The following is a 26736-nucleotide window of genomic DNA, read 5'->3' as shown; positions in this document are numbered from 1 at the left end:
AGAGGTGCCTGCGCCGTCGGCGGCCCGGTGCGGGAAGGCGTCCCGCACCGGGCCGTACGCGGTCAGCTCGCGGTGCAGGTGGGGGTGCCGGTCGGTCCGGTTCCGGTGCCCTGGAAGCCGAACTCGGTGGTGGTCCCGGCCGCCAGCCGGCCGTTGTAGTCGACGTTCTGGAACGTCACGGCGCCGGTGGCGCCGCTGCCGCGCGCGCTCCAGGTGTTGGTGACCGTCGCGCCGCCCGGCAGGGTGAGGGCGACCGTCCAGCCGTCGATCGGCGAGGCTCCGGCGGTGACCCGTACCGTGGCGACGAAGCCGCCGGTCCACGAGTTCAGCGACACCGACGCGGCACAGCCACCGGACGGCGGCGGGGAGCTGGGCGGCGGGGTCGTCGGGGGCGCGGTGGTGGGAGGCGGCGTGCTGGTGCCGGCGTTGAGGGCTTCGAGGGTGGCGTCGTATGCCGGCTTCTTGTTGCCGTTGCCGTCGAAGAGCAGCGGGGTGCCGCTGGCTCGCCAGGAGTCGGTGTCGCGGATGCCCCAGACGGTGATGCCGGTGCAGCGGGTGACGGCGAGGCAGTCGGTGACGACGTTGCGGTAGGTGGTGGCCTGGGTGGTGCCGGAGCCTTCGATGTCGAGTTCGGTGATCTGGACGTCGACGCCGAGGGCGGCGAAGCTGGACAGGGTGGTGCGGTAGTTGCCCGGGTAGGGCGAGCCGCTGTTGAAGTGCGACTGGAGGCCCACGCAGTCGATCGGCACGCCACGCTGCTTGAAGTCGCGGACCATGTTGTAGACGGCCTGGGTCTTGGCGTGTGTCCAGTTGTCGGTGTTGTAGTCGTTGTAGCAGAGCTTCGCGCCGGGGTCGGCGGCCCGCGCGGCCCGGAAGGCGGCTTCGATCCAGTCGTTGCCGGTGCGCTGGAGGTTGGAGTCGCGGCGGGCGCCGCTGGACCCGTCGGCGAACGCCTCGTTCACCACGTCCCACGAGTCGATCTTGCCGCGGTAGTAGGTGGCGACCTGGGTGACGTGGTTGAGCATCGCGGAACGCAGGGCGCTGCCGGACATGTTCTGCATCCAGCCGGGCTGCTGGGAGTGCCAGGCCAGGGTGTGGCCGCGCACCTTCATCCCCCGGCTGCGGGCGTGGTTGACGATCCGGTCGGCGTTGGCGAAGGTGAACTGCCCCTGCTGCGGCTCGGTCGCGTCGATCTTCATCTCGTTCTCGGGCGTCACCGAGTTGAACTCGCGGTTCAGGATCCCCACGTACGTGCTGTCGGAGAGCTTGTGCGCCGCCACCGCAGCACCGAAGTAGCGCCCCTTCTCGGCGGCGGACGCCCCCAGGGTCGTGCCGGCGTTGGCGCCCGACGCCACCGCCATCGTCGCTGCGGCGACGGAGAGACCGACCACGACCGACGCCAGCGCGACGCGCGGCCGGCTGCGGGCCACCGGGCGCCCGCCGGCGGGGGTTGGATTGTTGTCCATGGCAGAGCCTTTCGATGAATCGAACGGATGGGCAGGGCCACCTCGACAACCGCCCGCCACGGTGGGGCCGATGGAGTGGTCGCCCGGAGACCACGCCGCCGTCAGCATCCTCGACACCGTGTGTTGATCGAAGCCCTTCCATGGGACCGTATCGGAAGGTGTCCGGAACCTCAACGCCCGATTATCGGATTCTTCCGGCGCTGGCGTTCCGCTCCGCCCGCCTCGTCGGAGCCTCACCCGGACGAATGGCCCTCCCACAGCCGGCCAGGGCGTCGGAAGTTTCGGGAATCAGTCCACACCGCGGCGGAGAACGTCGACCATGGCGGCCGGTTCGATGGTGGACGGTCGATCGCTGACCTGCCCGTCGCCGAGCTCGACGATCCGCCATCCGCCGTCGGCACGCAGGGCCAGGTCCACGGTCACGAACGGCAGTGCCAGCGCCGCCACCGACCCGCTGACCAACCCCGCATCGAACGCCTCCGGCGGGGTGTCGTGCGGGCTGTCGGGATGGGCGCCGACCAGGACGCAGACGCCGTCCACCCACCACGTACGGACCTCGGCGCCGGTGAACCGCTCGAACCGGCGCAGCACCAGGCCGCCCACGAGATCGTCCCCGCGCAGCTCGACGAAGCGGCTCGCGATCCGCCAGGCGGCCTCGCCGTCGTCGAGATCCGGGATGAACGCCGCCTCGTGCCAGTGGTGCTTCATCGACTTGGTGAAGTCGCGCAGCACCGCCGCCCCGCCGCCGAGCGCGTGCCGCGCCCGGTCGAAGTCGGCGCGCCGCGTCCCGACCGTCCACGCCGAGCGCGGCGTCAGCTCGGCCAGGCCCGGATACCAGCCGGGCAACTCGTGGGCGCGCCGGTACTGCTCCCCGGTCGTCCGCAGGGCGACACCCCGACGGGCCAGCGCGTCGGCGAAGGCGGCGTACCGCTCGCTGCGCAGCATCCAGCCCCGGTAGACCGCGACGCCCTCCCCGGCCACCCGCGACACCGCTCGCGGCACGTCGCCGCCACGGGCCAACGCGTCGTGGTCGACGACGGCGACCTCGACGCCGGCGTCCCGGGCGGCGTGCGCCTCCGGGGCGAAATGGGCATCCGGGTGGCGCGGACGCAGGGGATCCGCCGGAACGAGCAACAGCACGGGTGCATGCTCCCCCATCGACGCCGACGACGCGAGTGCCGCCGCACGGCGCGGGTAGGTCCGTCGCCCACCCGGTCGCGGCGCGGATCGGGCAGACCGGCTGGCGCACCTCGCTGTTCCCGAAGGACGGGCGCTACCTCGTGCCGGTGAAGGCGGCCGTACGACGGGCCGAGGGGCTGGCGGTGGGCGACCAGGTGACCGTCCGCCTGGTCGTCGACGGCTGAACGCCCGGCTCCACCCGCACGGCGTACGCCATCTTTCCTGATCGCAGGAGTAGCGCCGGCGGGGCCCAGGGGGTAGAAACATGCCATCCCTTCCATCCCGACGTGAGGTAAGCCCGCGGCGGCGAGAGAGCGCTCTCACGGATGCGCTGTCCCCGCCGTCGCCCCCGGCGGCAGGTCGACGACGACCGTCCGCCTGACACCGGCGCACCCACCCGCACCCAGCGCCGGAGCGCCTTCCCCCACCGCGTCGCCGCGCCCGGCACCCGCCCCGGCCGGCGGAGAGGAACACCATGAGAATGCAGTCCCCCGACGAGCGACGGCGGCTGCGCCGCGCGCTCGCGCTCGGTCTGGTACTGGCGGCGGTCGCCGGCACGACCGGCACGGCGGCCGCCGCTGGTCCGGCCCGCCACGGGGCCCCGGACTTCGGGCCCAACGTGACGATCTTCGATCCCGACACACCGCTCGCCGAGATCCAGGCGACCCTCGACGCGGCGCACGCCCGACAGGTCGACGCCGAGATGGGCACCGCACGGCACGCGTACCTCTTCAAACCCGGCAGCTACGGCACGCCCGCGCAGCCCCTCCAGGCGAGGGTCGGCTACTACACCGAAATCTCCGGCCTGGGCGCCTCCCCCACCGACGTCACCGTCACCGGCAAGATCGAGGCCTACAACCGCTGCCTCGCCGACGGCGGCACCGGCAACTGCATCGCCCTGGTCAACTTCTGGCGCACCCTGTCGAACCTGTCGCTGTCCGTCGACGCAACCGGCCAGGACGGCTGCCGGGCCTCGGCCAACTTCTGGGCGGTGTCCCAGGCGGTGTCCATGCGCCGCCTCGACGTCAGCGGCGGCGGACTGTCGCTGATGGACTACTGCACCGCCGGCCCCCAGTACGCCAGCGGCGGGTTCATCGCCGACTCCCGGCTGCCCGCCACCACCAACGGCTCCCAGCAGCAGTGGCTGACCCGCAACAGCGAGGTCGAGAGCTGGTCCAACGCCGTGTGGAACCAGGTCTTCGCGGGCACGGTGGGCGCTCCGGACGACGCCGGCTTCCCCGACCCGCCCTACACCACGCTGGACACGACGCCGCTGAGCAGGGAGAAGCCGTACCTGTTCGTCGACGACCGCGGCAGGTACCACGTACGGGTCCCCGCCGCCCGGCGCGACACCCGGGGCGTCTCCTGGGCCGACGGCATGACGCCGGGCCGCACCATCGACATCCGGGACTTCTTCGTCGCCAGGCCCTCCGACCCGGTGCACGTCATCAACGCCCAACTCGCCCGCGGCAGGCACCTGCTGCTGACCCCCGGCGTGTACGACATCGCCCGCAGCATCGAGGTCAGGCGGCCCGACACCGTGGTCCTCGGCATCGGCCACGCCACGCTGACGGCCGTGAACGGCGCGATCCCGCTGGACGTCGCGGGCGTACCCGGCGTGGTGGTCGCCGGGGTCACCGTCGACGCGGGTCGCACCGAGTCGCCGGTGCTGCTGCGGGTCGGGCACCGGCACGGCCGCAACGCCAGCACCCCGCGCAACCCGATCACGCTCTCCGACGTGTACTTCCGCGTCGGCGGGCCGCACGTCGGCAGGACGCACACCGCGCTGGAGGTCAACGCCGACCACGTCCTCATCGACCACACCTGGGTGTGGCGCGCCGACCACGGCGTCGAGGGCTTCACCGAGGGCGTCAACGGCGACACCGACCGCTGGCGTACGAACACCGGTCGCTACGGCGCCGTCATCAACGGCGACCACGTGACGGCCACCGGCCTCTTCGTCGAGCACTTCCAGCGCCACAACACGGTCTGGAACGGCGAGCACGGCACGACGGTGCTCTACCAGAACGAGCTGCCGTACGACCCGCCGGCGCAGGCCGACTGGATGAACGGCAGGACCCTGGGATGGGCCGGCTACAAGGTCGGCGACCGGGTGCGCCACCACACCCTGCACGGCGGCGGGGTGTACGTGTTCAACCAGAACAACCCGTCGATCCGCACCGAGAACGGCTTCGAGGTCCCCGTCACCCCGGGTGTGCGGCTGCACCACGTCATGACCGTCAACCTGAGCGCCGGCACGATCGACCACGTGGTCAACGGCGTCGGCGAGGCGGCCGACACGACGCGGGTCGGCGCGCCCGTCTACGTCACCCGCTACCCCGCGCGGTAGCCGAGTGCGGGGCCGGGCCGGACGGGGCGCACATCCCGTCCGGCCCGGTCGTCAGCCTGCGCAGTTGTTGTTGCGTACGGGCTGGGTCAGCTTCTCCTGGGTGCCGAACTTCGCGTAGACCCGCAGGTAGCACGGCAGCTCGACGTCGCCGTAGTAGCTCTGCACCTCGTCGTCGTAGTGCGTGGTGCCGCTCTGCGCGACCTGCCAACCGCCGGCGTCACCCGACTGGATCTCCCAGTAGACGTCGCCCGAGCAGCCCTGCAGGCCCTGCGACCAGGCGATGATGTTGGCCCCGTTGTAGATCTCGGACTGCACGAGCGTGCAGCTCGCGGCCTGCGCCGGGCTGGCGCCGACGAGCAGCCCCACGGTCAGCATCGCTCCGGCTCCGATCGCCGACATCAATCTGCGCATGCTCGATCTCCTCCACGGTGGACGGCGGGTGGGTCCACAGCAGGCTATCGAATCTCGGAGATTAGCTCCATGAGAACCATCAGTGTCGGCGAAAAGTTTTACCGCCCGCCCGCCATCCCGATCGTCCGCCGCCGGCGCTCCGCAGCTTACGTTTAACAAAGTTAACTGATAGCCTGCCGCCATCGACGAGGAGGAATGCCATGCGACTTCGACGTACGATGCCCGCGCTCCTGGCCGGCGCGGCGATGACCGCCGCCCTGGCCGTGCCCGCCGTGGCCGGTCGCGCCGCCGCGCAGCCCGGCGTCCCCGGCGTCGCCGCCGCGGCCTGCGCCGCGCCGGCCTGGGCCGAGGGCACCGCCTACGCCGTCGGCAGCCGGGTCAGTCACGCGGGACGGCTCTACCAGGCGCTGGTGGCACACACACCCCCGCTGGGCGCCGGCTGGCACCCCGCCGCGACGCCCGCCCTCTGGAGCGACCTCGGCGCCTGCGACGGCGGAGGCACCCCGTCGCCCACCCCGACCGCCACCTCCGGGCCCTCCCCCACCGCGACGCCGACCCCGACGCCCACCCCACCCGGCCCGGACACCTGCGCCGGCAAGCCGAAGCCGGCCGGCAAGGTGCTCCACGGCTACTGGGAGAACTGGGACGGCGCGGCCAACGGCGTCCACCCGCCGCTGGGCTGGATCCCGATCACCGACCCCCGGATCCCGGCGCACGGGTACAACGTGATCAACGCGGCGTTCCCGGTCATCCGCGCCGACGGCACCGTGCTCTGGGAGGACGGCATGGACGCCACGGTCAAGGTGCCCACCCCCGCCGAGATGTGCCGCGCCAAGGCCGCCGGCCTGACCATCCTGCTGTCCATCGGTGGCGCGACCGCCGGGATCGACCTCAGCTCGGCGGCCGTCGCCGACCGGTTCGTCGCGACCGTCGTACCGATCCTCAAGCGGTACAACTTCGACGGCATCGACATCGACATCGAGACCGGGCTCACCGGCAGCGGGAACATCTCGCAGCTCTCCCCGTCACAGGCCAACCTCATCCGCATCATCGACGGGGTGCTCGCCCAGATGCCGGCGGGCTTCGGCCTCACCATGGCGCCGGAGACGGCGTACGTCACCGGCGGCAGCGTCACCTACGGCTCGATCTGGGGCGCGTACCTGCCGGTCATCAAGCGGTACGCCGACAACGGCCGGCTCTGGTGGCTGAACATGCAGTACTACAACGGCAGCATGTACGGCTGCTCCGGCGACTCGTACCCGGCCGGGACCGTGCAGGGCTTCACCGCCCAGACCGACTGCCTCAACGCGGGGCTGGTCGTCCAGGGCACCACCATCCGCGTCCCGTACGACAAGCAGGTCCCCGGCCTGCCGGCGCAGCCCGGCGCCGGGGGCGGCCACATGGCCCCGGCGACGGTGGCCCAGGCGTGGAACACCTACCGGGGCGGCCTGAAGGGCCTGATGACCTGGTCGCTGAACTGGGACGGGTCGAAGGGCTGGACGTTCGGCGACAACGTCCGGGCCCTCCAGGGCCGCTGAGCCGCAGGCCCCCGGGGCGCCGACCGCCGGCCCGTCCCCTGCCGGGAGGAGGGGGTGAGCCGGCGGTCGGCGGCGTACACCGACGCCCTCCGACCGGAGCGCACGGGCGGGGTCCGGCACCCGGACGGGACGGCGTCAGCCGGCCAACCAGCCGCGGATCTCGTCGCCGTGCTCGTCGAGCCCCGGCGGCGGCAGGTCGTAGCGCGGCGGGGTGGCGTTCAGGCCGATCGGGTTGCGGATGCCGGGCACGCCGCCGGCGCTGACCACCGGGTCGAGCCCGAGGTGCCGGGCCAGGTCGACGCCGTCGGCGACGGTGTTGATCGGGCTGCACGGCACGCCCGCAGCGCGCAGCTCCCGGAACCACTCGTCGCGGGTGCGCTCGGCCAGGCGCGCGACCAGGAGGGGCCGCAGCGCCTCCCGGTTGACCGTGCGGTCCTGGTTGCGCGCGAAGCGGGGGTCGTCGGGCAGGCCGGGCAGGCCGAGCACGTGGCACAGCTTGCGGAACTGCCCGTCGTTGCCGGCGATGACGACGAGGTCGCCGTCGGCGGTGGGCAGCGGCTCGTACGGGAACAGGCTCGGGTGTCCGTTGCCCATCCGGAACGGCGTCGCGCCCCCGGCGACGTGGCCGCTGCTCTGGTTGACCAGGCCGGACAGCGCGGCGGAGAGCAGGTCCACCTCGACGTGCTGGCCGGTGCCGCAGCGGTCACGGTGGTGCAGGGCGGCGAGGATGCCGAGGGCCGCGTGCAGGCCGGCGATCACGTCGAACACGGCGACCCCGGCCTTGTAGGGCGGCCCGTCCGGCTCGCCGGTGAGGCTCATCAGGCCGGACGCGGCCTGCACCACCAGGTCGTAGCCGGGCAGATCGGCGCCGGCACCGGCGCCGAAACCGCTGATCGAGGCGTAGACGATCCGCTCGTTGAGGGCCACGACGCTGTCGTAGTCGAGGCCGAAGCGCCGCAGTCCGCCGGGCCGGAAGTTCTGGATCATGACGTCGGCGCGGCGGACGAGTTCCCGGGCGACGTCCAGGTCGGCGGGGTCGGCGAGGTCGAGGGCGATGGAACGCTTGTTCCGGTTGACGCCGAGGTAGTAGGTGGAGGTCCCCTCCCGTACGGGCGGCAGCCAGGCCCGGGTGTCGTCCCCGCCGGGCCCCTCCACCTTGATCACCTCGGCGCCGAGGTCGGCGAGGAGCATGGTCGCGTACGGGCCGGCGAGGATGCGCGAGAAGTCGGCGACGAGGACGCCGCTGAGCGGCCCGGACCTGTGCTCCCCCATCGCCGCGCCCCTTCCCCATCGACGCCATGCCCGGCGCGTCGTGGCGCCCGCCGGGTGCCGACGTCCGGCGCGTCGATGGAAGGACCACGATGGCACAGCGGGCGCGGCGGCCGGCGCCCGCCCCGGCGGCGGGTGGCGATGGGGCGCCGCCACCCGCCGGCCCGGTCAGCCCTTACGCCACTTCTGGTTGGCGGTGCCCGCGCAGTCCCAGAGCTGGAGCTTCGCGCCGTCGGCGCCGTTCCAGTCCCGGATGTCGACGCACCTGCCGGACGGGAGGTTGACCAGCTCGCCCGCCGCGTTCAGGGTGAACCGCTGTGCTCCCGTGCCGTTGCACGCGTAGAGCTGCACGATCGCGCCGTTGCCGGTGGCGCCGCCGTCGACGTCCATGCACTTGTCGTTCTGGCTGCGCAGGGCGTCGCCGGTGAACGTCCACTTCTGCGCGTCGGTGCCGTTGCAGTTCCACATCTGCAACTGCGCGCGGTCGACGAAGTTCGCGCTCGGCACGTCGATGCACTTGTTGTTCCAGGTGCTCACCACGGGTACCGCGCCGCCGGGGTTCCCCGGCCCGCCGCCCGCGCCGAACGGGCTCAGCACGACGCCGGCCGCGCGGGGGTCGCCGTCGTGGACCAGGGACTCGAACGCGCCGACGTCGTCGAAGGCGAAGGCGTACGCCCTGCCGTCGACCATGTTGGCGTGGATGACGCGGGCGTAGTGGTTGGTCGGGGTGTTGCGGTAGAACTCGGCGGGGTTGGTGCTGGGCTGGGTGTCGATGGTGCCGAGGGTGCCCCGGTTCAGTGCCGCGCAGAGCGTCCGGGAGATCGGGCCGACGACCGGATCGTTGGGTGCCGGCAGATCCCCGTCGCAGCCCCAGACGCTCGCCGAAGAGGGCCGGTTGAAGGAGGCGACCACCTGCCCGGCGCCGTTGGTGAAGGTCATGACGTTGCCGGAGGTCCGCCCGAAGTAGCGGGTGTTCGGCTGATCGGCGAAGGGCACCACAGTCAGCGTCCTGGTCGTGTACGCGTTCCACGCCCACGCGATGTAGGAGTCCAGGTAGGTGGCGCTGAACAGCCCGGCGCCGGCTGCCTTGCCGGGTGCGAGCACCCGCAGCACGGTCCCGTCGGAGCGGGTGTGCACGGTGTTGGCCCAGCCCGGCTGCGACCGGATGCCCTCGATGATCGCGTTGCGGCCGCCCGCCACGACGTCACCGGTGCGCTTGGTGACGCCGTTGGCGCCGGTCACCGTGACCGCGTGCGGCACCGCGAACATGTCGACCTGCGAGCTGTTGAGCCACAGTCCGGCGTCGTTGTAGGTGAACTCGCTCCAGTCGAACAGGATGTCGCGGTTGGCGTCGCCGGCCGCCCAGGGCGCGGGTTGCACCAACCCGTCCGGGGTGAGGAAGAACCTGAGCTTCTCGCCGAAGGAGAAGTAGACGCGGCCGGAGAAGCCGCGCGGGAACCGGATGATGGTGCTGCCGTCGTTGCCGGGGCCGGGGATCGAGGCGTCCGGGGCGGGCGACGGCGGGAGCTGCCCGCCCGACCACGGGACGAAGGTGCCGCCCTGGTTGACGTAGCCGAGGCGGCCGCTGGAGAGCTGCACGCCGATAACGTACAGGTGGACGGCCTCGCCCCGACCGGTGCTGTTGGTGATCGTGACGGGCAGCAGCGCGGGGCCGACGGCGTGGGCGGGGGACGCCGCGACGGTCACCGGGACGGCGGCGACCAGCGCGGACACGACAGCGAGCAGCCTTCTTCGGAGCTTCACGCGTACTCCTCCTCAGGGGGTGGTGGACAGCTGAGAGAGCGCTCTCTCAGAGTCCGACCGACGTGCCCTCCTGTCAATAGAAGTACGCCGATGGGTGGCCGGGATCAGAGCCGGCGCCCCGGCGCCCCGGTCCATTCGGCGCCGGTCACCCGGGCGACCGCCTCGCCAAGACTGTCGTACGCCGGGAGCACCTCGTCCAGGCGCAGGGTCCGCAGGACGGTCCGCAGGAACGGCGACGGCGCGGCCAGGCTGAGCGTGGCGCCCCGCGCGGCGCAGTCCCGGTGGGCGCCGACGAGCAGGCCCAGCCCGGTGGAGTCGATCAGCCGGACGTTGGTCAGGTCGACGATGACGTGCCCACCCATGTCGGTGGCGTGCAGCAGGGCCGTACGCAGGGTGCCCGCACCGTCGACGTCGATGTCTCCGGCGCAGGTGATGACGGTCGCGTCGCCGCGATGGTCGATGCCGAGGATCCCGCCCGGCCCCGGCCCCGGGCCGCCCGCGCTCGCCTCTCCGGAGCCCGCCAGCAGGGTGCAGTGGGCGCAGCGGTGCGGGCCGTCGGCGAGCGGCGAGCCGGTCCAGTCGTGCTCGGACACGAGTTCCCAGACCACGTCGCTCGGGCCGCCCGCCGCCTCCACGACCGTCTCGCCGCAGACGTCGCAGATCAGAGTCGTGTGCTCGTCACCCCGGACGACGCTCATCGTGCCGGTCCCTTCCTTCCGCCCATCCGTACGGCGTCGCCGCCGCGCGTTCACGCGCGGGCGCTGCCGTTCGGTCCACAACCTGCCGGGCGCGGTTCGCGGTCACCCTTCGGGCGGATGACGGTTGTGTGACAACTCCGGCCCGGGCGGGCCCGGGGCGCGTGAGCGCCGACAGTAGGGTGGCGCCGTGACCTTGACGCCTGCCACCGCCTCGTCCGCTCCCGGCGACACGTTGCTCGCCGAGACCGAGCGGGTGACGGCCGCCGAGCCGCTCGACGCCGCGCACCTCGAAGGGTTGTGCCGTGAGATCGACGGCCGGATCGTCCGCGGGGACGTGATGATCGGGATCCTGCCGATCCGGGCGTACGAGGTGCTGGTCCGGGGCTACCTGGCCGCCGCGCGGGCCGGCCGGACCGACGCGTGGGTGCCCCTGGGGCGTCGGCTGCTCGACCTGCCGATCGGGCAGCCGCCGGCGTGGCCGTCGCCGCACCCGTTCGCCACCAGCGGGAACGACGTCCTGGACGCGGCCCTGCGCTGCTTCGCCGAGGCCGCCGGGCAGGGCAACCGCCAGGGCGCGTACCTGTTCGCCGCCGTCGGCCGGGAGGCCGTGGGCCGGGTCGGGCGGTACGCGCTGACACTGCTGGAGCCGCTGCGCGCCGACGACCCGACCGGGGAGGCACGCTACTGGTCCGGCATCGTGCACTACCTGCTGGGCGAGGGCGAGGCGGCGGTCGCGTACCACCGGCAGGCCGCCGAGGCCGGCAACGCCGACGCGATGTTCGAGCTGCACGTCCTGTACGACACCGGGGACATGGTGCCGCGCGACGAGGCGGTGGCGCGGCAGTGGCTGCTGCACGCCGCCGAGCGGGAGCACCCCCGCGCCCTGTACAACGTCGCGGCCGGGCACGCCAGCGGCCGGGGCTTCCCCCGGGACGAGGCCGTCGCCGCCGGCTGGTACGAGCGGGCGGCGACGGCCGGGAACGCGCGGGCGGCGGCCACCCTTGGGGTGATGTGTCTGCTCGGCTCCGGCGTGCCCACCGACCCGGCCCGCGCCGCCCGGTGGCTCGACCAGGCCGAGGAGCAGGGGTTCGACGTGGACGGCTGGCTGGACCAGCTCGGCATGCGCCGCCCCTCCTGACCCGACGGCCTCGGCCACCCCGGGGCCAGGTCCTCCGCCTCGACGGCCGCCCGAGCCTCGCCGCGCGCCGTCAGGCCGGGTCGGCGGCGCCCCAGGCGGCGCGCACGAGGGCGGGAAGCACCTGGGCGGCCGGGCCGCGCAGGTTCACGTCGGCCACGGCGTCCAGGGGCGTCTCCTCCGGGTTGACCTGCACCACCGGGGCGCCGAACCGGGCGGCCACCCGGGGGATCTCGGCGGCGGGATACACCAGTCCCGAGGTGCCCACGGTCAGCAGCAGGTCGCATGCGGACGCCGCCTCGACGGCGGCCTCCAACGCGGCGCTCGGCAACGCCTCACCGAACCACACCACCCCGGGCCGGACGGGGCCCGCGCAGTGCGCGCACCGGGGCGGCGCCACGCGGCGACCGTCACCGTGCTCGTCGGGCGTCCCGCTGGGCAGCGGCGGCTCGGCGCGCAGCGTTGCCCCGCCGGACAGCGGCGGTGCCTCGGCGGATAGGGACGTCGCGTCGGGCAGCGGCGGCTCGGCGGGCAGCGGCGCGGGGCGGGCGCAGGCCGAGCAGCGCGGCGCGGACAGGCTTCCGTGCAGGTGGATGGGTGCGACGGAGCCGGCGCGCTCGTGCAGGTCGTCGACGTTCTGCGTCACGACGACCGCGTGGGGGACGCGAGCCTCGATGGCCGCCACGGCCACGTGACCGGCGTTCGGGCGGGCCCGCCCCGCCGTGGCGCGCCGCCACTCGTACCAGCCCCAGACCAGGGCGGGATCGTCGCGGAAGGCGTCCGGCGTGGCGAGCCGCCGCGCGTCGAAGCTGCGCCACAGGCCGGTGAGGGCGTCGCGGAAGGTCGGCACGCCGCTTTCGGCGGAGATGCCCGCGCCGGTGAAGACCACGACGCGCCGCGCCTGCGCCAACAGCGCCGCGGCCTCGCGCACCGACCGCTCCCCCACCGGACCCGCCCCTTCCGTCACGTACCGCGCCGCAAGACCAGTGCGGCGTCCGGGACCGCCCGGCGGGGATGCGCGGGGCGGCCCGTCGGACCCGCCCGACGAGCGGGTCGCCGGCCCCCACCGCCGGTGGGCCGGTGCGGCCCGTCCCGCCGTCCGTACGCCACCGGCTGTCCCGCCGCGCGACGGCGCGCCGCGATCCGCGAATGGAACGGGCGCGTCGGCGAATTTATTCTTCCTTGCTCACTTGCCCGGCGTACGTCACCCGCGGACCCCCGCGCCAGAGGCGGCCCGGAGAACCGGCCGGACAGGCCGACCTGCCCGTTGTCGCCTGCGCCGGGGAAATTGCCGCCACGGACAACGGAAATGGGAATCCCACCGCGCCGGACGGAGGCTGGTGTGATCGCGTATCGCCCGATAAGAATGGCGCAGGCGCTTCAGCGGAAAGGCGTGTCGTCGATGACTATCAAGGTCGTGTCCCGGGACGAGTGGGTCGAGGCCCGCAAGGAACTCCTCGATCGCGAGAAGGAGATCACCCGCCGCCGGGACGAGGTCAACGCGCTGCGACGCGAACTGCCCGCGGTCGCCGTCGAGAAGGACTACTCCCTCACCGGGCCCTCCGGCTCCGTCCGGCTGGCGGACATGTTCGAGGGGCGGCGACAACTGCTCGTCTACCACTTCATGTTCGATCCCGAGTGGACCGAGGGCTGCACGAGCTGCTCACTGCTGGCCGACAACTTCGGCCACCTCGCGCACCTGCACGCCAGCGACACGACCCTCGCCGTGGTCTCCCGGGCGCCGTACGCGACCCTCGCGTCCTTCCGGAGCCGGATGGGCTGGGGCTTTCCCTGGTACTCCTCGCACGACAGCGACTTCAACTACGACTTCCACGCCACCAACGACCCGGACGTCGCACCGGTGGAATACAACTACAAGGACGCCGAGACCCTGGCCGCGCAGGGCCTCACCGGCTTCATCAAGGGCGAGGGCCACGGCCTGAGCGTCTTCGTCCGCGACGGCGAACGGATCCTGCACACCTACTCGGTGTACGGCCGGGGTCTCGAGACGCTGCTCAACACCTACAACTTCCTGGACCTCACGCCGCTGGGCCGGCAGCGCTACGTCAACGAGTTCCCCCTGCACGACACCTACGACACGGCCACGGCCGGCGGCGACTGCCACTGCCACTGACGGCGACCGGCGCCACGCTCACCCGGGCGGGCAGTTGTTGCTCTTGCGTCTGACCGTGTACTCGGTGTCGTCGTGGGTGATGCCCGACGGCGCGCCGTCGAAGTACGCCTCGACCTTCTCCCAGCCCCGCCGCTGCTCGTAGTGCAGGTGCGGGGCGCCGGAGTTGCCGGTGCTGCCCACCCGCCCGATCTGCTCGCCCTGGGCGACCCGCTGACCGACCCGGACCAGCGGCGGCTCCAGCAGGTGCAGATACTGCGTCTCCCACTTCCCGCCGTGGTCGATCTTCACCCAGTAGCCGCCGCCACGCCCGCGCGGCCCGTCCGGGTCCTCGGGCGTACGGCCACCCACCGACCCGTTGATGCCCGCCACCGTGACCTTCCCCGCGTACGACGCGAGCACCGGTCGCCCCCACGCCTTGCCCTCGGTCGGGAACAGGTCCACGTCGTAGTCGTCGTGACCGGGATAGGTGCCCAACTGCCACGTCTCCCCGCACGCGACGGGCAGTTGGAAGAGCGGACGCGGCCCCGCCGGTCGCACCAGCGGGACGACCACCGCGACGACGAACACGACGGCGGCGAGGAGCAGCGCGAGCGCGCCGGAGGCGAGCGCGATCCGAAGGCCGCGGCTGCGGACACGGCGGTGGGTGCGGGGGCTGCTGCGGGGGCCGGTCGTCACCGGCCCGAGCATGGCAGACGCCGGCAAGGCCGCGCGGAACGGGTGTGCGGTGCGGCGTCCCGACCGACACAATGAGCGGCGTGCGAAGATCGACCCGCCGGCTGCTCGGTGAACTGGACGCGCTGACCCACCGGGAACGGATGGTGGCGCTCGCCCGCCGCGCCCGCGAACTGGACGCCACGGGCGAGCTGCCGGGGAGGCGCCTCCGGCTCAGAAGTCGTCGTCGAAGGCCACCGTGCCGCTCACCCCGACCTGGTACGCCGACACGCGCCGCTCGAAGAAGTTCGACAGCTCCTGGACGTCCTGCAACTCCATGAACGCGAACGGGTTGGTCGACCCGTAGTGGGCGGGGATGCCCAGCTGCGCGAGCCGCCGGTCGGCGACGTGTTGCAGGTACTCGCGCATGTCGGCCAGGGACAGCCCGGGTACGCCCTGGCCGAGCAGGTCCTCGGCGAACTGGACCTCGCACTCGACGGCCTCGGTGAGCATCTGCCGCACCTGCTCGGTCAGCTCGTCGTCGAACAGGTCCGGCTCCTCCCCGCGGACCGTCTCCACCACGTCGAAGGCGAAGGCCATGTGCATGGACTCGTCGCGGAACACCCAGTTGGTGCCGGACGCCAGGCCGTGCAGCAGCCCCCGGGAGCGCAGGAAGTAGACGTAGGCGAAGGCGCCGTAGAAGAACAGCCCCTCGATGCACGCGGCGAAGCAGATCAGGTTGAGCAGGAACGCCCGCCGGTCCTGTCGGGTACGCAGCTCACGCAGCTCGCCCAGCGAGTCGATCCAGCGGAAGCAGAACTCGGCCTTGCGCCGGATCGACGGGATGTTCTCGATGGCGTCGAACGCGGCGAAGCGTTCGGCCTCGTCGGGCACGTACGTGTCGAGCAGGTTGAGGTAGAACTGGACGTGCACGGCCTCCTCGTACAGCTGCCGCGACAGGTAGAGCCGGCCCTCCGGGGAGTTGACGTGCTGGTACAGGTTGAGCACGAGGTTGTTGGCGACGATCGTGTCGCCGGTGGCGAAGAACGCGACGAGGCGGCTGACCAGGTGCCGCTCAGCCGGCGAGAGCCGGTCGAGGTCGGCGAGGTCGGCGTGCAGGTCGACCTCCTCCACGGTCCACGTGTTGCGGATGGCGTCGCGGAAGCGGTCGAAGAAGTGCGGGTAACGCATCGGGCGCAGGGTGAGATCCATCCCCGGGTCGAGCAGCATGTGGGCGGTCCTCGGTTCGCTGGTGGTCGGGGTGGTCACTGGCAGGCCTCGCACGACTCGGGGTTCTCCAGGGAGCAGGCCAGCGCCTCGTCGACGGTCGCCACCGCAGCGACGAGGCCGGCGGCGCGGGCCGGCCCGGCGGGCGCGACCGTGGCCTGCTGGATCCGGGTGGCCGGCCGCGACCGCAGGTAGTACGTCGTCTTCAGCCCGGCCTTCCAGGCGTACAGGTACATCGAGGAGAGCTTGCCGATCGTCGGCGCGGCCAGGAACAGGTTCAGCGACTGCGACTGGTCGATGTACGGGGCGCGGGCCGCAGCCAGGTCGATCAACGCCCGCTGCGGCAGCTCCCACGCGGTACGGAACAGCTCCCGCACCTCGGCCGGCAGTTCCGCGACGTCCCGCACGGAGCCCTCGGCGCGCTTGATGGCCGTGCGGATCCGCTCCGTCCACAGGCCACGCGCCTTCAGCTCGCGGACGAGGGCGGTGTTGACCTGGAGGAACTCCCCCGACAGGGTCTCGCGCTTGAACAGGTTGGACACCTGCGGCTCGATGCACTCGTAGCAGCCGGCGATCGAGGCGATCGTGGCGGTCGGCGCGATCGCCACCAGCAGCGAGTTGCGCAGCCCGTACGCGGCGACCCGCTCCCGCAGCGCGGCCCACCGCGCCGGCTGGCTCACCGTCACGCCCCACAGGTCGGGTTGCAGCTGCCCGCGCGCCGCCCGGGTCTGCCCGTACGCCGGGTGGGCGCCCGAGCGTTCCGCCAGGTCGGCGGAGCACTCCAGGGCGGTCAGGTACAGCTCCTCGCTGATCCGGGTGGACAGCTCCCGCGCGGCCGGGGAGTCGAACGGCAGCCGCAGCGCGAAGAACACGTCCTGCAAGCCCATCAGCCCGAGCCCGACGGGCCGCCAGCGGGGGTTGCTCGCCGCCGCCTGCGGCGTCGGGTAGTAGTTGATGTCGATGACCCGGTCGAGGAACGTCACGGCGGTGCGGACGGTGGCGCGCAGCCGCTCCCAGTCGATGCCGTCGGCGCCCAGGTGGGCGGCGAGGTTGACCGAGCCGAGGTTGCACACGGCGGTCTCGCCGTCGCTGGACACCTCGATGATCTCGGTGCACAGGTTGGACAGGTGCACCACGTTGCCCGCCTCGGCGGTCTGGTTGCACAGCCGGTTCGCGGCGTCCTTGAACGTCATCCACCCGTTGCCGGTCTGGGCGAGGGTACGCATCATCCGCCCGTACAGCTCGCGCGCCGGGACCTGCCGCACGTAGCGGCCCTGCTCCTCGGCGGCCCGGTACGCCGCGTCGAACTGCTCGCCCCACAGGTCCGGCAGCTCCGGCACCACGTCGGGGTCGAACAGCGACCACATCCCGTCGGCCTCCACCCGCCGCATGAACTCGTCCGGGATCCAGTTGGCCAGGTTCAGGTTGTGGGTGCGCCGGGCGTCCTCACCGGTGTTGTCGCGCAGCTGGAGGAACTCCTCGACGTCCGGGTGCCACGGCTCCAGGTAGACGCAGGCCGCGCCCTTGCGCCGGCCGCCCTGGTTGACCGCCGCCACCGAGGCGTCGAGCGTCCGCAGCCACGGCACGATCCCGTTGGACTGACCGTTGGTGCCCCTGATCAGCGCGCCCCGGGAGCGGACCCGGGAGAAGGCGATGCCGATGCCGCCGGCGAACTTCGACAGGTTCGCCACCTGCGCGTACCGCTGGTAGATCGAGTCCAGCTCGTCGCGCGGGGAGTCGACCAGGTAGCAGGAGGACATCTGGGTGTGCCGGGTGCCGGAGTTGAACAGCGTCGGCGAACTCGGCAGGTACGCCAGGCTCGACATCAGCCGGTAGAACCCGACCGCCTCGTCCGGCGCCTGCGACAGGCCGCAGGCCACGCGCAGCAGCCAGTACTGCGGGGTCTCCAGCACCAGCCGGCTCGTCGGGTGACGCAGCAGGTAGCGGTCGTAGACCGTACGCAACCCGAAGTACTCGAAGCGCAGGTCGCCGCGCGGGTCGACGGCGGCGTCGAGGACGCCGGCGTGGGCGGCGACGAACGCGGCGGTGTCGTCGCCGATCAGCCCCTCGGTGTGGCCGCGCCGGATCGCCTCGCTGAAGGAGCCGATGCCCTGCCGGCGGACCTCCTTGTCGACGTAGCCGGCCAGCAGGCGGGCCGCCAGCCGCGAGTACTGCGGCTCCTCGCCGATCATCTCCGCGGCGGTCTGGATGGACAGCCGGTCCAGTTCGGCCGTCGTCGCCCCGTCGTACAGGCCGCTGATCGTCCGGGTCGCCACCCGCAGCGGGTCGACGTCGGCGAGGTCGTCGGCCCACCGCTCGACCGCCCGGACGATCCGGTTGACGTCGACCGCCTCGGCGCCGCCGTCGCGCTTACGGACCCGCATCTGCGGTCGCCGCTGGCCCGCCACGGCCGCATCGTCGGCCGCCGTGCCGGCGGCCGGAACAACCTCGGTGACTGTCACCACTCACTCCTCGCGAGCCTTGATCCCAGACGGATTTCCTGGGCACGCGGGGAGCGGACACCGACGACGACGCGCGCGAGCACGCGTCGGGATGGCGTCGGCCGTCCCACGCGGCCTCGGACCGCCACACACCCTGCTGCGGGCGTACGGCGCACTGGCAGGTCTTCGGACTCGCGGGCGCGACCGGACTCGCCGGTCTCCTACTGGCCGTCGCTTCCCAGGCCGTTGGCGGCCCAGTGCTGATGACGGCGGTCGTTCCCACTCACCGCTGCGGGGCAGTCCCGGATTCCCACCGGGTTCCCTCTTGCCTCGACCGCTCCGGATGAGCGGCCGAACCAGCTGCGCCGACACCATATATAGGGTTGGCCGCGTTGTCACACCCCACATGTCGGTCCCGGGCGTGTCGTCGGCGAGGCGGATGACGCCTGTCGATCGCACGCCGGACGCCCGCGTCGATGCACCGCCGGACGAACTCCACGGCACGCTGCGCCCGGCAACGAGCGGTGATCGGGACGCGTCGGACGTCAAGACCGCCGGGTGCGGTCCACAGGGTCCTGATCACCGGGTGACGACCCACGCGGGCGGGGCGCGGCGCTGCGGTAGCGGCTTACGGACGCCGGTAGCGCGCCAGCGGGGCCGCTGCCACCGGCGGGGCCGCGCCCGTCGACACCCGGCCCGCGAGGCCAGCGCAGACCGCGCCGCCTCCGATCGGTACATCGTCGACTGTACTATCGGGGCGTGGAGACGTTGACGTACGGCACGGTGCTGGCGCGCTTCGGTCACGCCCTGTCCGATCCGACCCGGGCGCGGTTGCTGCTGGCGCTACGCGACGGGCCGGGCTATCCCGCGGAGCTGGCCGAACTGCTGGGCACGACCCGGCAGAACCTGTCGAACCACCTGGCGTGCCTGCGCGGCTGCGGCCTCGTGGTCGCCGCGCCCCAGGGGCGGCGCACCCGCTACGAGTTGGCCGACGCCCGACTGGCCCACGCCCTGACCGACCTGCTCGGCCTCGCCCTGACGGTCGATCCCGCCGCCTGCCCGGGCTCCGCCGAGAAGGGCTGCTGCTGATGAGCCTGCCCCTGATCGACCCGGCACTGGTGAGGCCGTCGCCGGCACGCCGTCAGGTGCTCGCCCGCCGGGTACGGCTGCTGGTCGCCGCCACCATCGCCTACAACGTCGTCGAGGCGGTCGTGGCGATCACCGCCGGCACGCTCGCGTCGTCGACCGCGCTGATCGGCTTCGGGCTGGACTCGGTGATCGAGGTGTCGTCGGCGGCGGCGGTGGCATGGCAGTTCGCCGGCCGTGACCCGGAGTCCCGCGAGAGGGTCGCGCTGAGGATCATCGCAGTCTCGTTCTTCGCGCTCGCGGCGTACGTCACGGTGGAGTCGACACGGGCGCTGCTCGGCGGCGCCGAGGCCGCGCATTCCAGCGTCGGCCTGGTGCTCGCCGCGCTGTCGCTGGCGATCATGCCAGGGCTGTCGTACGCGCAGCGCCGCGCCGGCCGGGAACTCGGCTCCCGCTCGGCGGTCGCGGACTCCAAGCAGACCCTGCTGTGCACCTACCTGTCCGCCGTACTGCTCGTGGGCCTGGGGTTGAACAGCCTGTTCGGGTGGTCCTGGGCCGACCCCGTCGCCGCGCTGGTCATCGCTGCGGTGGCGGTGAAGGAGGGCCGCGAGGCGTGGCGCGGTGACGCCTGCTGCACGCCCGGCCCCGGCCCGGCGACGAGCAGCCGCACGACGGACTGCGCAGGCGGATGCTGAGCGGGCCGTTCGGCAACTCCCGGCGCGGCCGCCACCGGGTCCCGTCGTCGACCCGCCGGTGATCGCGTCGCCGCCGCGAAGCACCAGGCTCCGGCAGCGGCGACGCGATCACCGTCCACGCCTCGTCGGTCACCTCGCCACGACGTGCCACCGGCACGTCGTCGACGACCGGGCACGGACCGGCGGCACTGTCAGACGCGGGTGACCCGGACGGCGTCGGCCACCACGTAGCCGGTGGCGCTGGTCCAGCGGCTGACCGCGACCAGGTTCCGGTCGCCGGCGGCCAGCCCGAAGGTGCCCAGCGAACGCCAGACGCCGCCGCTGGAGCGCTGGTCGACGTTGACCGTGCGGTTGCCCGAGGCGGTGACGACGACGTGCGGGGCCGAGCTGTTGTAGCCGGGGTCGGCCGGGTGCCGCACCTCGACGCGGTAGTTACCTGCCGCCGGGATGTTCACCTTGAACCAGGCGGCGTCGCTGGCCGGCGTGGGGTTGGCGAAGCGGTAGTCGGCCCCGTAGCGCTGGGCGGAGTACGAGGAGGTGCCCCAGTTGGTGCTCGCCGTGAACCGCCCCGCCGTGGCGTTGTCCACGATGGTGCTGAACGTGGGCGGGTTGGGCGCGCTCAGGCCGAGGTAGGCGGCGATGCCCTCGGCGTGGCCACGGGCGGTGGCGGTGATGAAGTCGGCGCGCTTGAGCAGGTTCGAGTCGGCGACGGAGTCGATGAAGAGGTTCTCGGTCAGCACCGCGGGCATGGCCGACTCGCGCAGCATGTGGAAGTTCGCGGTCTTCAGCCCCCGGTCGGTGACCCCACCGATCGTCCGCATCTTGCCGAGCACCCTCGGGTGCAGGGCGTTGTGCAGGTTGACGGTGGCGGCGTTCGCCGTCGGGTACCGGTAGCTCTCGAAGCCGGTGCCGCCGCCGGAGTTGATGTGCACGCTCACGAGCAGGTTCGCGCCCCACGCGTTGGCGTCGTCGGTGCGGTACGCCAGGCTGCGGGTGATGTCGGTCGTACGGGACATGCGGACGTCGACGGCCCAGTTGGCCAGCAGGATGTTGCGCAGTTGCAGGGAGATGTCGAGTGTCAGGGCCTTCTCCTGCAGCCCGTTGCCGACCGCGCCGGGGTCGGTGCCGCCGTGGCCCGGGTCGATGTAGACCTTGGGCAACGCGGCCCAAGCGGGGCCGGCGACCACGGGGACGGCCGCGGCGCCGGCGACGGCCGCCAGGAGGGTACGCCGCCGCAGCGTCGGGTTGTCGAACATGTGCACCTCGTCATCGGGAGAGATCGACAGTGCCCGCAATATAGTGGAGCCTCGATGCCCGATGAAAGATGTCTACGCCTGCTGATCTGAGCTTCGAAGGATTCTTCCTCCCCTGGGGGCCCGGAGCCGGGTGGCTCCGGGCCCGGTCTCGCCGCGCTCAGGGGCTGGTGCAGGTGATGTTGCCGGGCGCGGTGGCGCCGTTGCCGGTGGCGGTGAACCCGAAGGTGGTCGAGGCGTTCGCGCCCAGCGTGCCGTTGTACGCGGCGTTGCGGACGGTGACGTCGCCGGTGGTGGCCGTGTGGGTGCCGTTCCAGAGGCTGCTGATGGCCTGGCCGCCGGCCAGGGTCAGACGCACGGTCCAGCCGTCGACCGTGGTGGTGCTGGCGTTGGCCACGACGACCTCACCCTGGAACCCACCGGGCCAACTGTTCACCGTGCGGTAGGTGGCGGTGCAGGTGCCCGGCCCGCCGGTGGGCGGGGGCGTGGTGGGCGGTGCGGTGGTGGGCGGTGCGGTGGTAGGCGGCGCGGTGGATGGGAGCTGGGTGAAGAACCTCCAGATCTCCCCCGAGGTCCAGGTCCTGGCGTCGTTGGGGCTGGACGATCCGTCGACGGGACTCGGGGTGTGGTCTCCGTCGAACGCGGCCCACTGCACGGGGTATCCGGGTCGGCAGCCGGAGTAGCTGGTGGTGATGTGGGTGAGGCTGCCTCTGCCCGGCTCGCGCGGGTTCTGCGCGGTACAGCCGTTGTTCCTGACGAACGTGTCGCGAAGTGACCGGCCCATCGAGATGTTCAGCACGCTGTCGTAGAGGCCGTGGATGCCGAAGTACGCGACGGGTTGGGTACCGCCGTTGCATCCGCTGAGGTTGGCGCCGGACAGGACGGTGACTGCCCGGATGACGGTGGGCCGGGCGCAGGCGACCGCGTAGCTCATGGCCCCGCCGTAGCTCCAGCCGAGCGCGAAGCGCTGGGTCGTGTCGACGCAGAGGTCGTTCTCGACCTGTCGGGAGATGTCGTCGAAGAGGGCCAGGTCCCGACCGTTGGTGTTGGCCCAGCCGGCGTCGATGCCCTGGGGCGCGACGAAGATCGTGCTGTTGTTCGACAGCGGCGCGAGCCCGTAGTAGCCGGCGGAGGCCACGCTGCTGGCCGAGCCGTTCAGCCAGTGGAAGCCGAAGATCAGCCGATAGGGACGGTTCCTGTCGTACCCGTCCGGGATCCGCAGGATGTAGCTGCGATTCTGTCCGCCGCTCTGAATCGTGCGGGTCCCGCTGGTGAGCGTGGGTGCCTTGCCGCAGCCCGCGGTGGTCGCGAGGGTGCCATTCGTCGCGGCCACCGTCATTGCGCGGAAGCCGCCGCCCAGCGCGCCGGCGGTCGCCGCGAGAAGAACTGCCGCGGCCGCGATGGATGAGAGAAGGTGCCGGTGTCTCAGCATTGCCTGACCTCCTGGCCATTGATCCTGTGCCGGTTGCGCTGCGCGACGTCGACGCGGCGACCGCCGGCCGCACTCCCGCCGTCGCAGAGGGGCGCAGACGACTCGCACCACCCCTTGTCGCCGTCGGCGAGCCGGTTCCGGGGCCGCCGGCGACAGGGCGAGGGAAGTTGGGCGTACGACCGGACGGAGTCGCCCGGCCGCGCGCGGTCACGTGGCATCGGCGCAGCGGCCCGGACTGGTCCTCGACCGGCAAGGCGGTGAGCGGGCGCACCCCTCGGGGCGCCTGCCGATCGACTGAGGTGACGGGGAGCGTGCCCTTCACTCCCGCCGGAAAGATAGCAGGTTATCGATAACATCCTCAACCGGCCACGTTCCGGAAGACACCGCGGCACGCTCGTATCCGGCCCTCCGGGGCGCGGCGGGAAAGGCCCCGGTGGCCCTCGGCGGCTCCCGGCCGGGCCACCACCTCATCGGGTCCGGCCAGCTTCCGGCTCAGGCCTTTCCCGTCACCCACTTCATCGACGATCGCGAAACTATCGCTTGACAGTCCGCAACTTCCTGAAAATCCGTGGTCATCAGTGAGTGTGAGCGCTAACAGGATCTGGTTTCCGCACCCGCCGATGCGCCCCTCCGCTTCGCGACCCGCGCATGCGGACGCGGACGCGAGCAAACCTTCGTGATACCTTCGGCGTCGCTGTGCGCTGCTGCGAACCGAGGAGGTGAGACCGATCAACGCTGTGACAGGTCGGGGCTCCCTCCCTCGCATGGCCTAGGGAGCGCCCGCAAAGGCATCCCGAAAGGCGTGAGCGCTATGCGCTTCAACTCTGCGACGTCGTCCGACGGCGTCCGCGAACAGATGTTCATCCTCGGTGACATTCCCGGCGTGCTGTGGACGGCGGAAGGTGCCGCCGGTACCCGCCCCCTGATCCTGATGGGACACGGCGGCGGCCAGCACAAGAAAGCCCCCGGCATCGTGGCCCGCGCGCGCCGCTTCGTGGCCGAGTGCGACTTCGCGGTGGCGGCGGTGGACGTACCTGGCCATGGCGACCGGCCGAAGGATGAGGAGTACGACCGGATCGCGACCGAGAACCAGGCTCGCGTGGACGCCGGAGAGGAGCTGGCTCCGCTGATCGCTGGTTTCCAGGCGCTCGTGGCCCGCCAGACCGTCCCGGAATGGCGGGCGGTTCTGGACGCGGTCCAGGACCTCGACTACGTCGGTTCTGGTCCGGTGGGCTACTGGGGTGTGTCGTTGGGTTGCGGGCTCGGCGTGCCGTTCGTCGCCGCCGAACCCCGGGTCCGCGCGGCGGTGCTGGGCCTGGGCGGTGCACTGGCATCAGCGGAGGCCGCCGCGCGGATCACCGTCCCGGTGGAGTTCCTGCTGCAGTGGGACGATGAGCGGGTGCCGCGGGCCCAGGGCTTGGCACTGTTCGACGCCTTGGCCTCGACCGAGAAGACCCTGCACGCCAACCCTGGCAGGCACGGCGAGATCCCTGCATTCGAGCTGGACAGCGCGCTACGGTTCTTCGCCCGGCACCTCGGCCGATAACGCCCGCGGTCCGCGACGCGCCGATCGGGATCCGTTCCCGGTCGGCGTGTCTCCCAGCTCCTGAGGGCCGATCATCGGCAGCGGCGCGCTCACACAGGTCCTGATAGACGATCATCGGCGGGCGGACGGGCGCTCACGCAGGGTCAGCGCTGAGCGGATTCCCACCACACCAGATTGGCCGCCACCTGCGCCGTCGGCTCGATGATCTCCCACCCCTCGGCGATCAGCCCGTCGTCGATCCGCCAGATGTCGACGACCGCGATCTCCGGTCCCGCATCGGGAAGCCAGCGCCGCGAGTACACCACGACATGATCACCGTCGGCCAGCATCTGACGGATCTCGACCTGCATGCCGGCGAGCGGCGCCAGCGCAGCGCCGACGGCGGCGAGCCACTCCTCCCTGGTCGACGTCGACGCACCCGGTCTGTGGTGGACGAAGTCGTCGCTCAGGAACCGTGCGAGCGCGTGCACGTCGCCCGTCTCGATGAGCCCGGTCAGCGCCTGTTGGACGATGCTCTTGTTCTCGATGGTCACGGACGCAGTGTTTCCGCGACTGCTTCGATTGTCGATGAACTCGGACTTCATGGCGTCCGCCGCGACGACGGGTACGCTTCGTGATCGTGCACACGGTCGGGGAGCTCCTGCGGCAGTGGCGGCACCGGCGGGGACTCAGCCAACTGGATCTCGCGATCGCGGCGGACGTCTCGGCCCGTCACGTCAGCCTGGTCGAGACGGGCAGGTCAAAGCCGAGCGCCGACATGATCCTCCGACTCGCGGACCACCTCCACGTGCCGCTGCGGGATCGCAACCGCCTCCTGCTCGCCGGCGGCTTCGCACCCCGGTACGCCGAGCGTCCACTCGACGACGGCGCCTTGGCGGCCGTCCACGACGCCGTCCGCAGGGTCCTGCGCGCGCACGAGCCGTACCCGGCAGTGGTCTTCGATCGCCGGTGGAACATCGTGATGACCAATCGCGCTGTCGACCCGTTCTTCGCGCAGGCCGATCCCGACCTGCTGCGGCCGCCAGTCAACCTGGTGCGGCTGGGACTGCACCCGCGCGGGTTCGCCCGCATCGTCGTCAACCTCGCCGACGTACGCGCGGTGTTCCGCAGCCGCATCTCCCGCCAGCTCGCCGCGGCTCCCGACCCCGCACTCGCCGCACTCTACGAAGAGCTGCTGGCGCCCGAACCCGGCGAAGCGCCGAGCCGTGGCATCGACACGGACGTCGTGATCCCCATGATCCTCCGCGTCGGCGGACGGGAGCTACGGCTGTTCTCGACCATCACCACGTTCGGCACACCGACGGACATCACGGTCGACGAGATCGCAATCGAGTCCTACTACCCGGCAGACGCGGAGAGTGCGGCGTACTTCACGAGGTAGCCCGACCGCCGGGCGATCGACACCGCCTCTGGGCCCGACCTGCGGACCCGGACGGCCCGACACCGCCCCGGGACCGCGTTCGCGCAGCCCGGGACGGGTACGGCGTCACTTGGCGTTGTATTGATCGAGAGTGAAGGCGTAGTGGATCAACACGGACAAGATGCCGGCTGAGCTGCCCGTTCGTTGGTGGTCGGTGGTCAACGTTCGTTGCTTCTGGTCCACCTCTGACGGCCTGGAAACGGCATGATCTTGGGGATCCCTCGGGCTCCCGACCTCTCGCTTGTAAGTTCTGGGCACTCCGTCCGGGCTCGTCCGCACACGTCTCTGACGTCGGGCGTTGATCCGTCGCAAGCCGGCTTCGGCTCCCACTGTGCGGCCCTGTTGCTGTCACCGTTGCTGTCGACAGCAACAGGGCTGACTGCTTCGGTGTGAACGCGGATGGGCCTCACCGTTCGGTGCTGTTCGACACCGTTCTGTGTTGCCGGCCATGGCCGCTTTGCTGTCCCGTGTCGCCTGCCGCTGGTCGTTGCTGCTGCTTTCGCTGCCTCCTGGCTGCCTCACCTCGCCCACCTGACCGTCGCAGCCGGCGCAGCCTTCTCACCAGCCACCAACCCGCCAGCCCCCATCCGAACGCCACCAGCACCAGCACGGCCAGGCTCTTTACTGGGGCGAGGGGTATCCCCTCACCGTAGACAACCCTTCGCGCTCCTGTATCGCGTGCAGGCACGGCCAGGCCGATCCGCATCCGATCAGGCGGCGTATCAAGGACCACATCGCGACGGATGGTCCTCTGATCCGTGCTGACATATGTCCCCCGCCACTCCTGATGACGGCCACCTCGCCCGGCAGCATCCACCCGCTCGGGTGTGAATGCCCCCTCTACGCCGTGTCCCGTCGCCGCCCGCAACGACGGGCCGAATTCGTCGAACGACTGCCAAACGCCGAGTACAGAGATAGCCGCTATGGCGGCGACCAGCACACCGACCAGGAAGTAACGCGAGGCTTGCCTCACGCTCCTCGCGAGCCCGCTTTGAGACATCAGCACGTAGGCCAAGGCGAGCCAGGCTGCCAGACAACCAG

The 26736-nt window shown here is 71.9% G+C and carries 22 protein-coding genes and 1 riboswitch; of the genes, 9 read left to right on the top strand and 13 right to left on the bottom strand.

Going from position 1 to position 26736, the window contains the following annotated elements; all coding sequences use genetic code 11:
• Positions 1–62: 62 nt before the first annotated feature.
• Both CLT72_RS04225 and CLT72_RS04220 read right to left on the bottom strand, forming a co-directional pair.
• Positions 63–1466, bottom strand: coding sequence for a glycoside hydrolase family 10 protein (locus CLT72_RS04225; RefSeq protein WP_101409599.1), 1404 nt, complete (start codon positions 1464–1466; stop codon positions 63–65).
• Positions 1467–1754: 288 nt separating this feature from the next.
• Positions 1755–2606 (bottom strand): ATP-grasp domain-containing protein, encoded by an 852-nt coding sequence (locus tag CLT72_RS04220; protein ID WP_199184474.1) that lies wholly within the window; start codon positions 2604–2606, stop codon positions 1755–1757.
• A 2-nt stretch (positions 2607–2608) separates the two neighbouring features.
• Between CLT72_RS04220 and CLT72_RS04215 the strand changes: the two genes are divergently transcribed.
• Complete coding sequence (locus tag CLT72_RS04215) at positions 2609–2830, top strand: DUF1905 domain-containing protein (protein ID WP_101414926.1); 222 nt, start codon at positions 2609–2611, stop codon at positions 2828–2830.
• 296 nt (positions 2831–3126) lie between these two features.
• The gene (locus tag CLT72_RS04210; protein WP_101409597.1) at positions 3127–4995 is read left to right on the top strand and encodes an adenylyl cyclase; all 1869 of its coding nucleotides are present in this window, start codon (positions 3127–3129) and stop codon (positions 4993–4995) included.
• A 51-nt stretch (positions 4996–5046) separates the two neighbouring features.
• Here the strand turns inward: CLT72_RS04210 and CLT72_RS04205 are convergent, their stop codons facing one another.
• Positions 5047–5406, bottom strand: a complete 360-nt coding sequence (locus CLT72_RS04205) for a hypothetical protein (RefSeq protein ID WP_144082175.1) — start codon at positions 5404–5406, stop codon at positions 5047–5049.
• 200 nt (positions 5407–5606) lie between these two features.
• Between CLT72_RS04205 and CLT72_RS04200 the strand changes: the two genes are divergently transcribed.
• The gene (locus CLT72_RS04200) at positions 5607–6944 is read left to right on the top strand and encodes a carbohydrate-binding protein (RefSeq protein ID WP_101409595.1); all 1338 of its coding nucleotides are present in this window, start codon (positions 5607–5609) and stop codon (positions 6942–6944) included.
• A gap of 135 nt (positions 6945–7079) precedes the next feature.
• Here CLT72_RS04200 and CLT72_RS04195 read toward each other — a convergent pair whose 3' ends face one another.
• The 3 genes from CLT72_RS04195 to CLT72_RS04185 form a co-directional block, all read right to left on the bottom strand.
• Positions 7080–8216, bottom strand: coding sequence for a CaiB/BaiF CoA transferase family protein (locus CLT72_RS04195; RefSeq protein ID WP_101409594.1), 1137 nt, complete (start codon positions 8214–8216; stop codon positions 7080–7082).
• Positions 8217–8381: 165 nt separating this feature from the next.
• Positions 8382–9977, bottom strand: coding sequence for a glycoside hydrolase family 64 protein (locus tag CLT72_RS04190; protein WP_101409593.1), 1596 nt, complete (start codon positions 9975–9977; stop codon positions 8382–8384).
• Between the two features lie 104 nt (positions 9978–10081).
• Positions 10082–10675: an STAS domain-containing protein gene (locus CLT72_RS04185; RefSeq protein WP_101409592.1), complete on the bottom strand. Its 594-nt coding sequence runs from the start codon at positions 10673–10675 to the stop codon at positions 10082–10084.
• Positions 10676–10862: 187 nt separating this feature from the next.
• Between CLT72_RS04185 and CLT72_RS04180 the strand changes: the two genes are divergently transcribed.
• Positions 10863–11813: a tetratricopeptide repeat protein gene (locus CLT72_RS04180; RefSeq protein ID WP_101409591.1), complete on the top strand. Its 951-nt coding sequence runs from the start codon at positions 10863–10865 to the stop codon at positions 11811–11813.
• A gap of 70 nt (positions 11814–11883) precedes the next feature.
• Here the strand turns inward: CLT72_RS04180 and CLT72_RS04175 are convergent, their stop codons facing one another.
• Positions 11884–12741 carry an SIR2 family NAD-dependent protein deacylase gene (locus CLT72_RS04175; RefSeq protein WP_199184473.1) on the bottom strand — a complete coding sequence of 286 codons (858 nt, stop codon included), beginning with the start codon at positions 12739–12741 and terminating at the stop codon, positions 11884–11886.
• 471 nt (positions 12742–13212) lie between these two features.
• Between CLT72_RS04175 and CLT72_RS04170 the strand changes: the two genes are divergently transcribed.
• On the top strand, positions 13213–13944 hold the full coding sequence (locus CLT72_RS04170; protein WP_101409589.1) for a DUF899 domain-containing protein: 732 nt from the start codon (positions 13213–13215) through the stop codon (positions 13942–13944).
• An 18-nt stretch (positions 13945–13962) separates the two neighbouring features.
• On the opposite strand, the gene CLT72_RS04165 is transcribed toward CLT72_RS04170, so the two are convergent.
• The 3 genes from CLT72_RS04165 to CLT72_RS04155 form a co-directional block, all read right to left on the bottom strand.
• The gene (locus tag CLT72_RS04165) at positions 13963–14631 is read right to left on the bottom strand and encodes a M23 family metallopeptidase (RefSeq protein WP_101409588.1); all 669 of its coding nucleotides are present in this window, start codon (positions 14629–14631) and stop codon (positions 13963–13965) included.
• Between the two features lie 198 nt (positions 14632–14829).
• Complete coding sequence (locus CLT72_RS04160) at positions 14830–15825, bottom strand: ribonucleotide-diphosphate reductase subunit beta (protein WP_101414925.1); 996 nt, start codon at positions 15823–15825, stop codon at positions 14830–14832.
• Between the two features lie 35 nt (positions 15826–15860).
• Entirely contained in the window at positions 15861–18206 is a 2346-nt protein-coding gene (locus CLT72_RS04155) for a ribonucleoside-diphosphate reductase subunit alpha (protein ID WP_101414924.1), read from the bottom strand.
• Positions 18207–18424: 218 nt separating this feature from the next.
• Positions 18425–18639: riboswitch (cobalamin riboswitch) on the bottom strand.
• Between the two features lie 383 nt (positions 18640–19022).
• Between CLT72_RS04155 and CLT72_RS04150 the strand changes: the two genes are divergently transcribed.
• On the top strand, positions 19023–19352 hold the full coding sequence (locus tag CLT72_RS04150) for an ArsR/SmtB family transcription factor (protein ID WP_199184472.1): 330 nt from the start codon (positions 19023–19025) through the stop codon (positions 19350–19352).
• Positions 19352–20044 (top strand): cation efflux transmembrane domain-containing protein, encoded by a 693-nt coding sequence (locus CLT72_RS04145; protein WP_101409586.1) that lies wholly within the window; start codon positions 19352–19354, stop codon positions 20042–20044. The genes CLT72_RS04150 and CLT72_RS04145 overlap by 1 nt, the downstream gene beginning before the upstream one ends.
• Positions 20045–20235: 191 nt before the next feature.
• Here the strand turns inward: CLT72_RS04145 and CLT72_RS04140 are convergent, their stop codons facing one another.
• Both CLT72_RS04140 and CLT72_RS04135 read right to left on the bottom strand, forming a co-directional pair.
• A complete protein-coding gene (locus CLT72_RS04140; RefSeq protein ID WP_101409585.1) occupies positions 20236–21300 on the bottom strand; it encodes a golvesin C-terminal-like domain-containing protein in 1065 nt (354 codons plus the stop codon).
• A 157-nt stretch (positions 21301–21457) separates the two neighbouring features.
• A complete protein-coding gene (locus tag CLT72_RS04135; RefSeq protein WP_101409584.1) occupies positions 21458–22729 on the bottom strand; it encodes a cellulose binding domain-containing protein in 1272 nt (423 codons plus the stop codon).
• An 811-nt stretch (positions 22730–23540) separates the two neighbouring features.
• Between CLT72_RS04135 and CLT72_RS04130 the strand changes: the two genes are divergently transcribed.
• A complete protein-coding gene (locus CLT72_RS04130; protein ID WP_101409583.1) occupies positions 23541–24275 on the top strand; it encodes an alpha/beta hydrolase family protein in 735 nt (244 codons plus the stop codon).
• A 143-nt stretch (positions 24276–24418) separates the two neighbouring features.
• Here the strand turns inward: CLT72_RS04130 and CLT72_RS04125 are convergent, their stop codons facing one another.
• Positions 24419–24808, bottom strand: a complete 390-nt coding sequence (locus CLT72_RS04125; RefSeq protein WP_101409582.1) for a nuclear transport factor 2 family protein — start codon at positions 24806–24808, stop codon at positions 24419–24421.
• Positions 24809–24894: 86 nt separating this feature from the next.
• Between CLT72_RS04125 and CLT72_RS04120 the strand changes: the two genes are divergently transcribed.
• Positions 24895–25656, top strand: a complete 762-nt coding sequence (locus CLT72_RS04120; RefSeq protein WP_101414923.1) for a helix-turn-helix transcriptional regulator — start codon at positions 24895–24897, stop codon at positions 25654–25656.
• Positions 25657–26736 lie beyond the last annotated feature (1080 nt).

Source organism: Micromonospora sp. CNZ309, from assembly GCF_002846525.1.
Note: the sequence above shows the minus strand (reverse complement) of the source record. Positions and strands in the feature narration are given on the sequence as shown.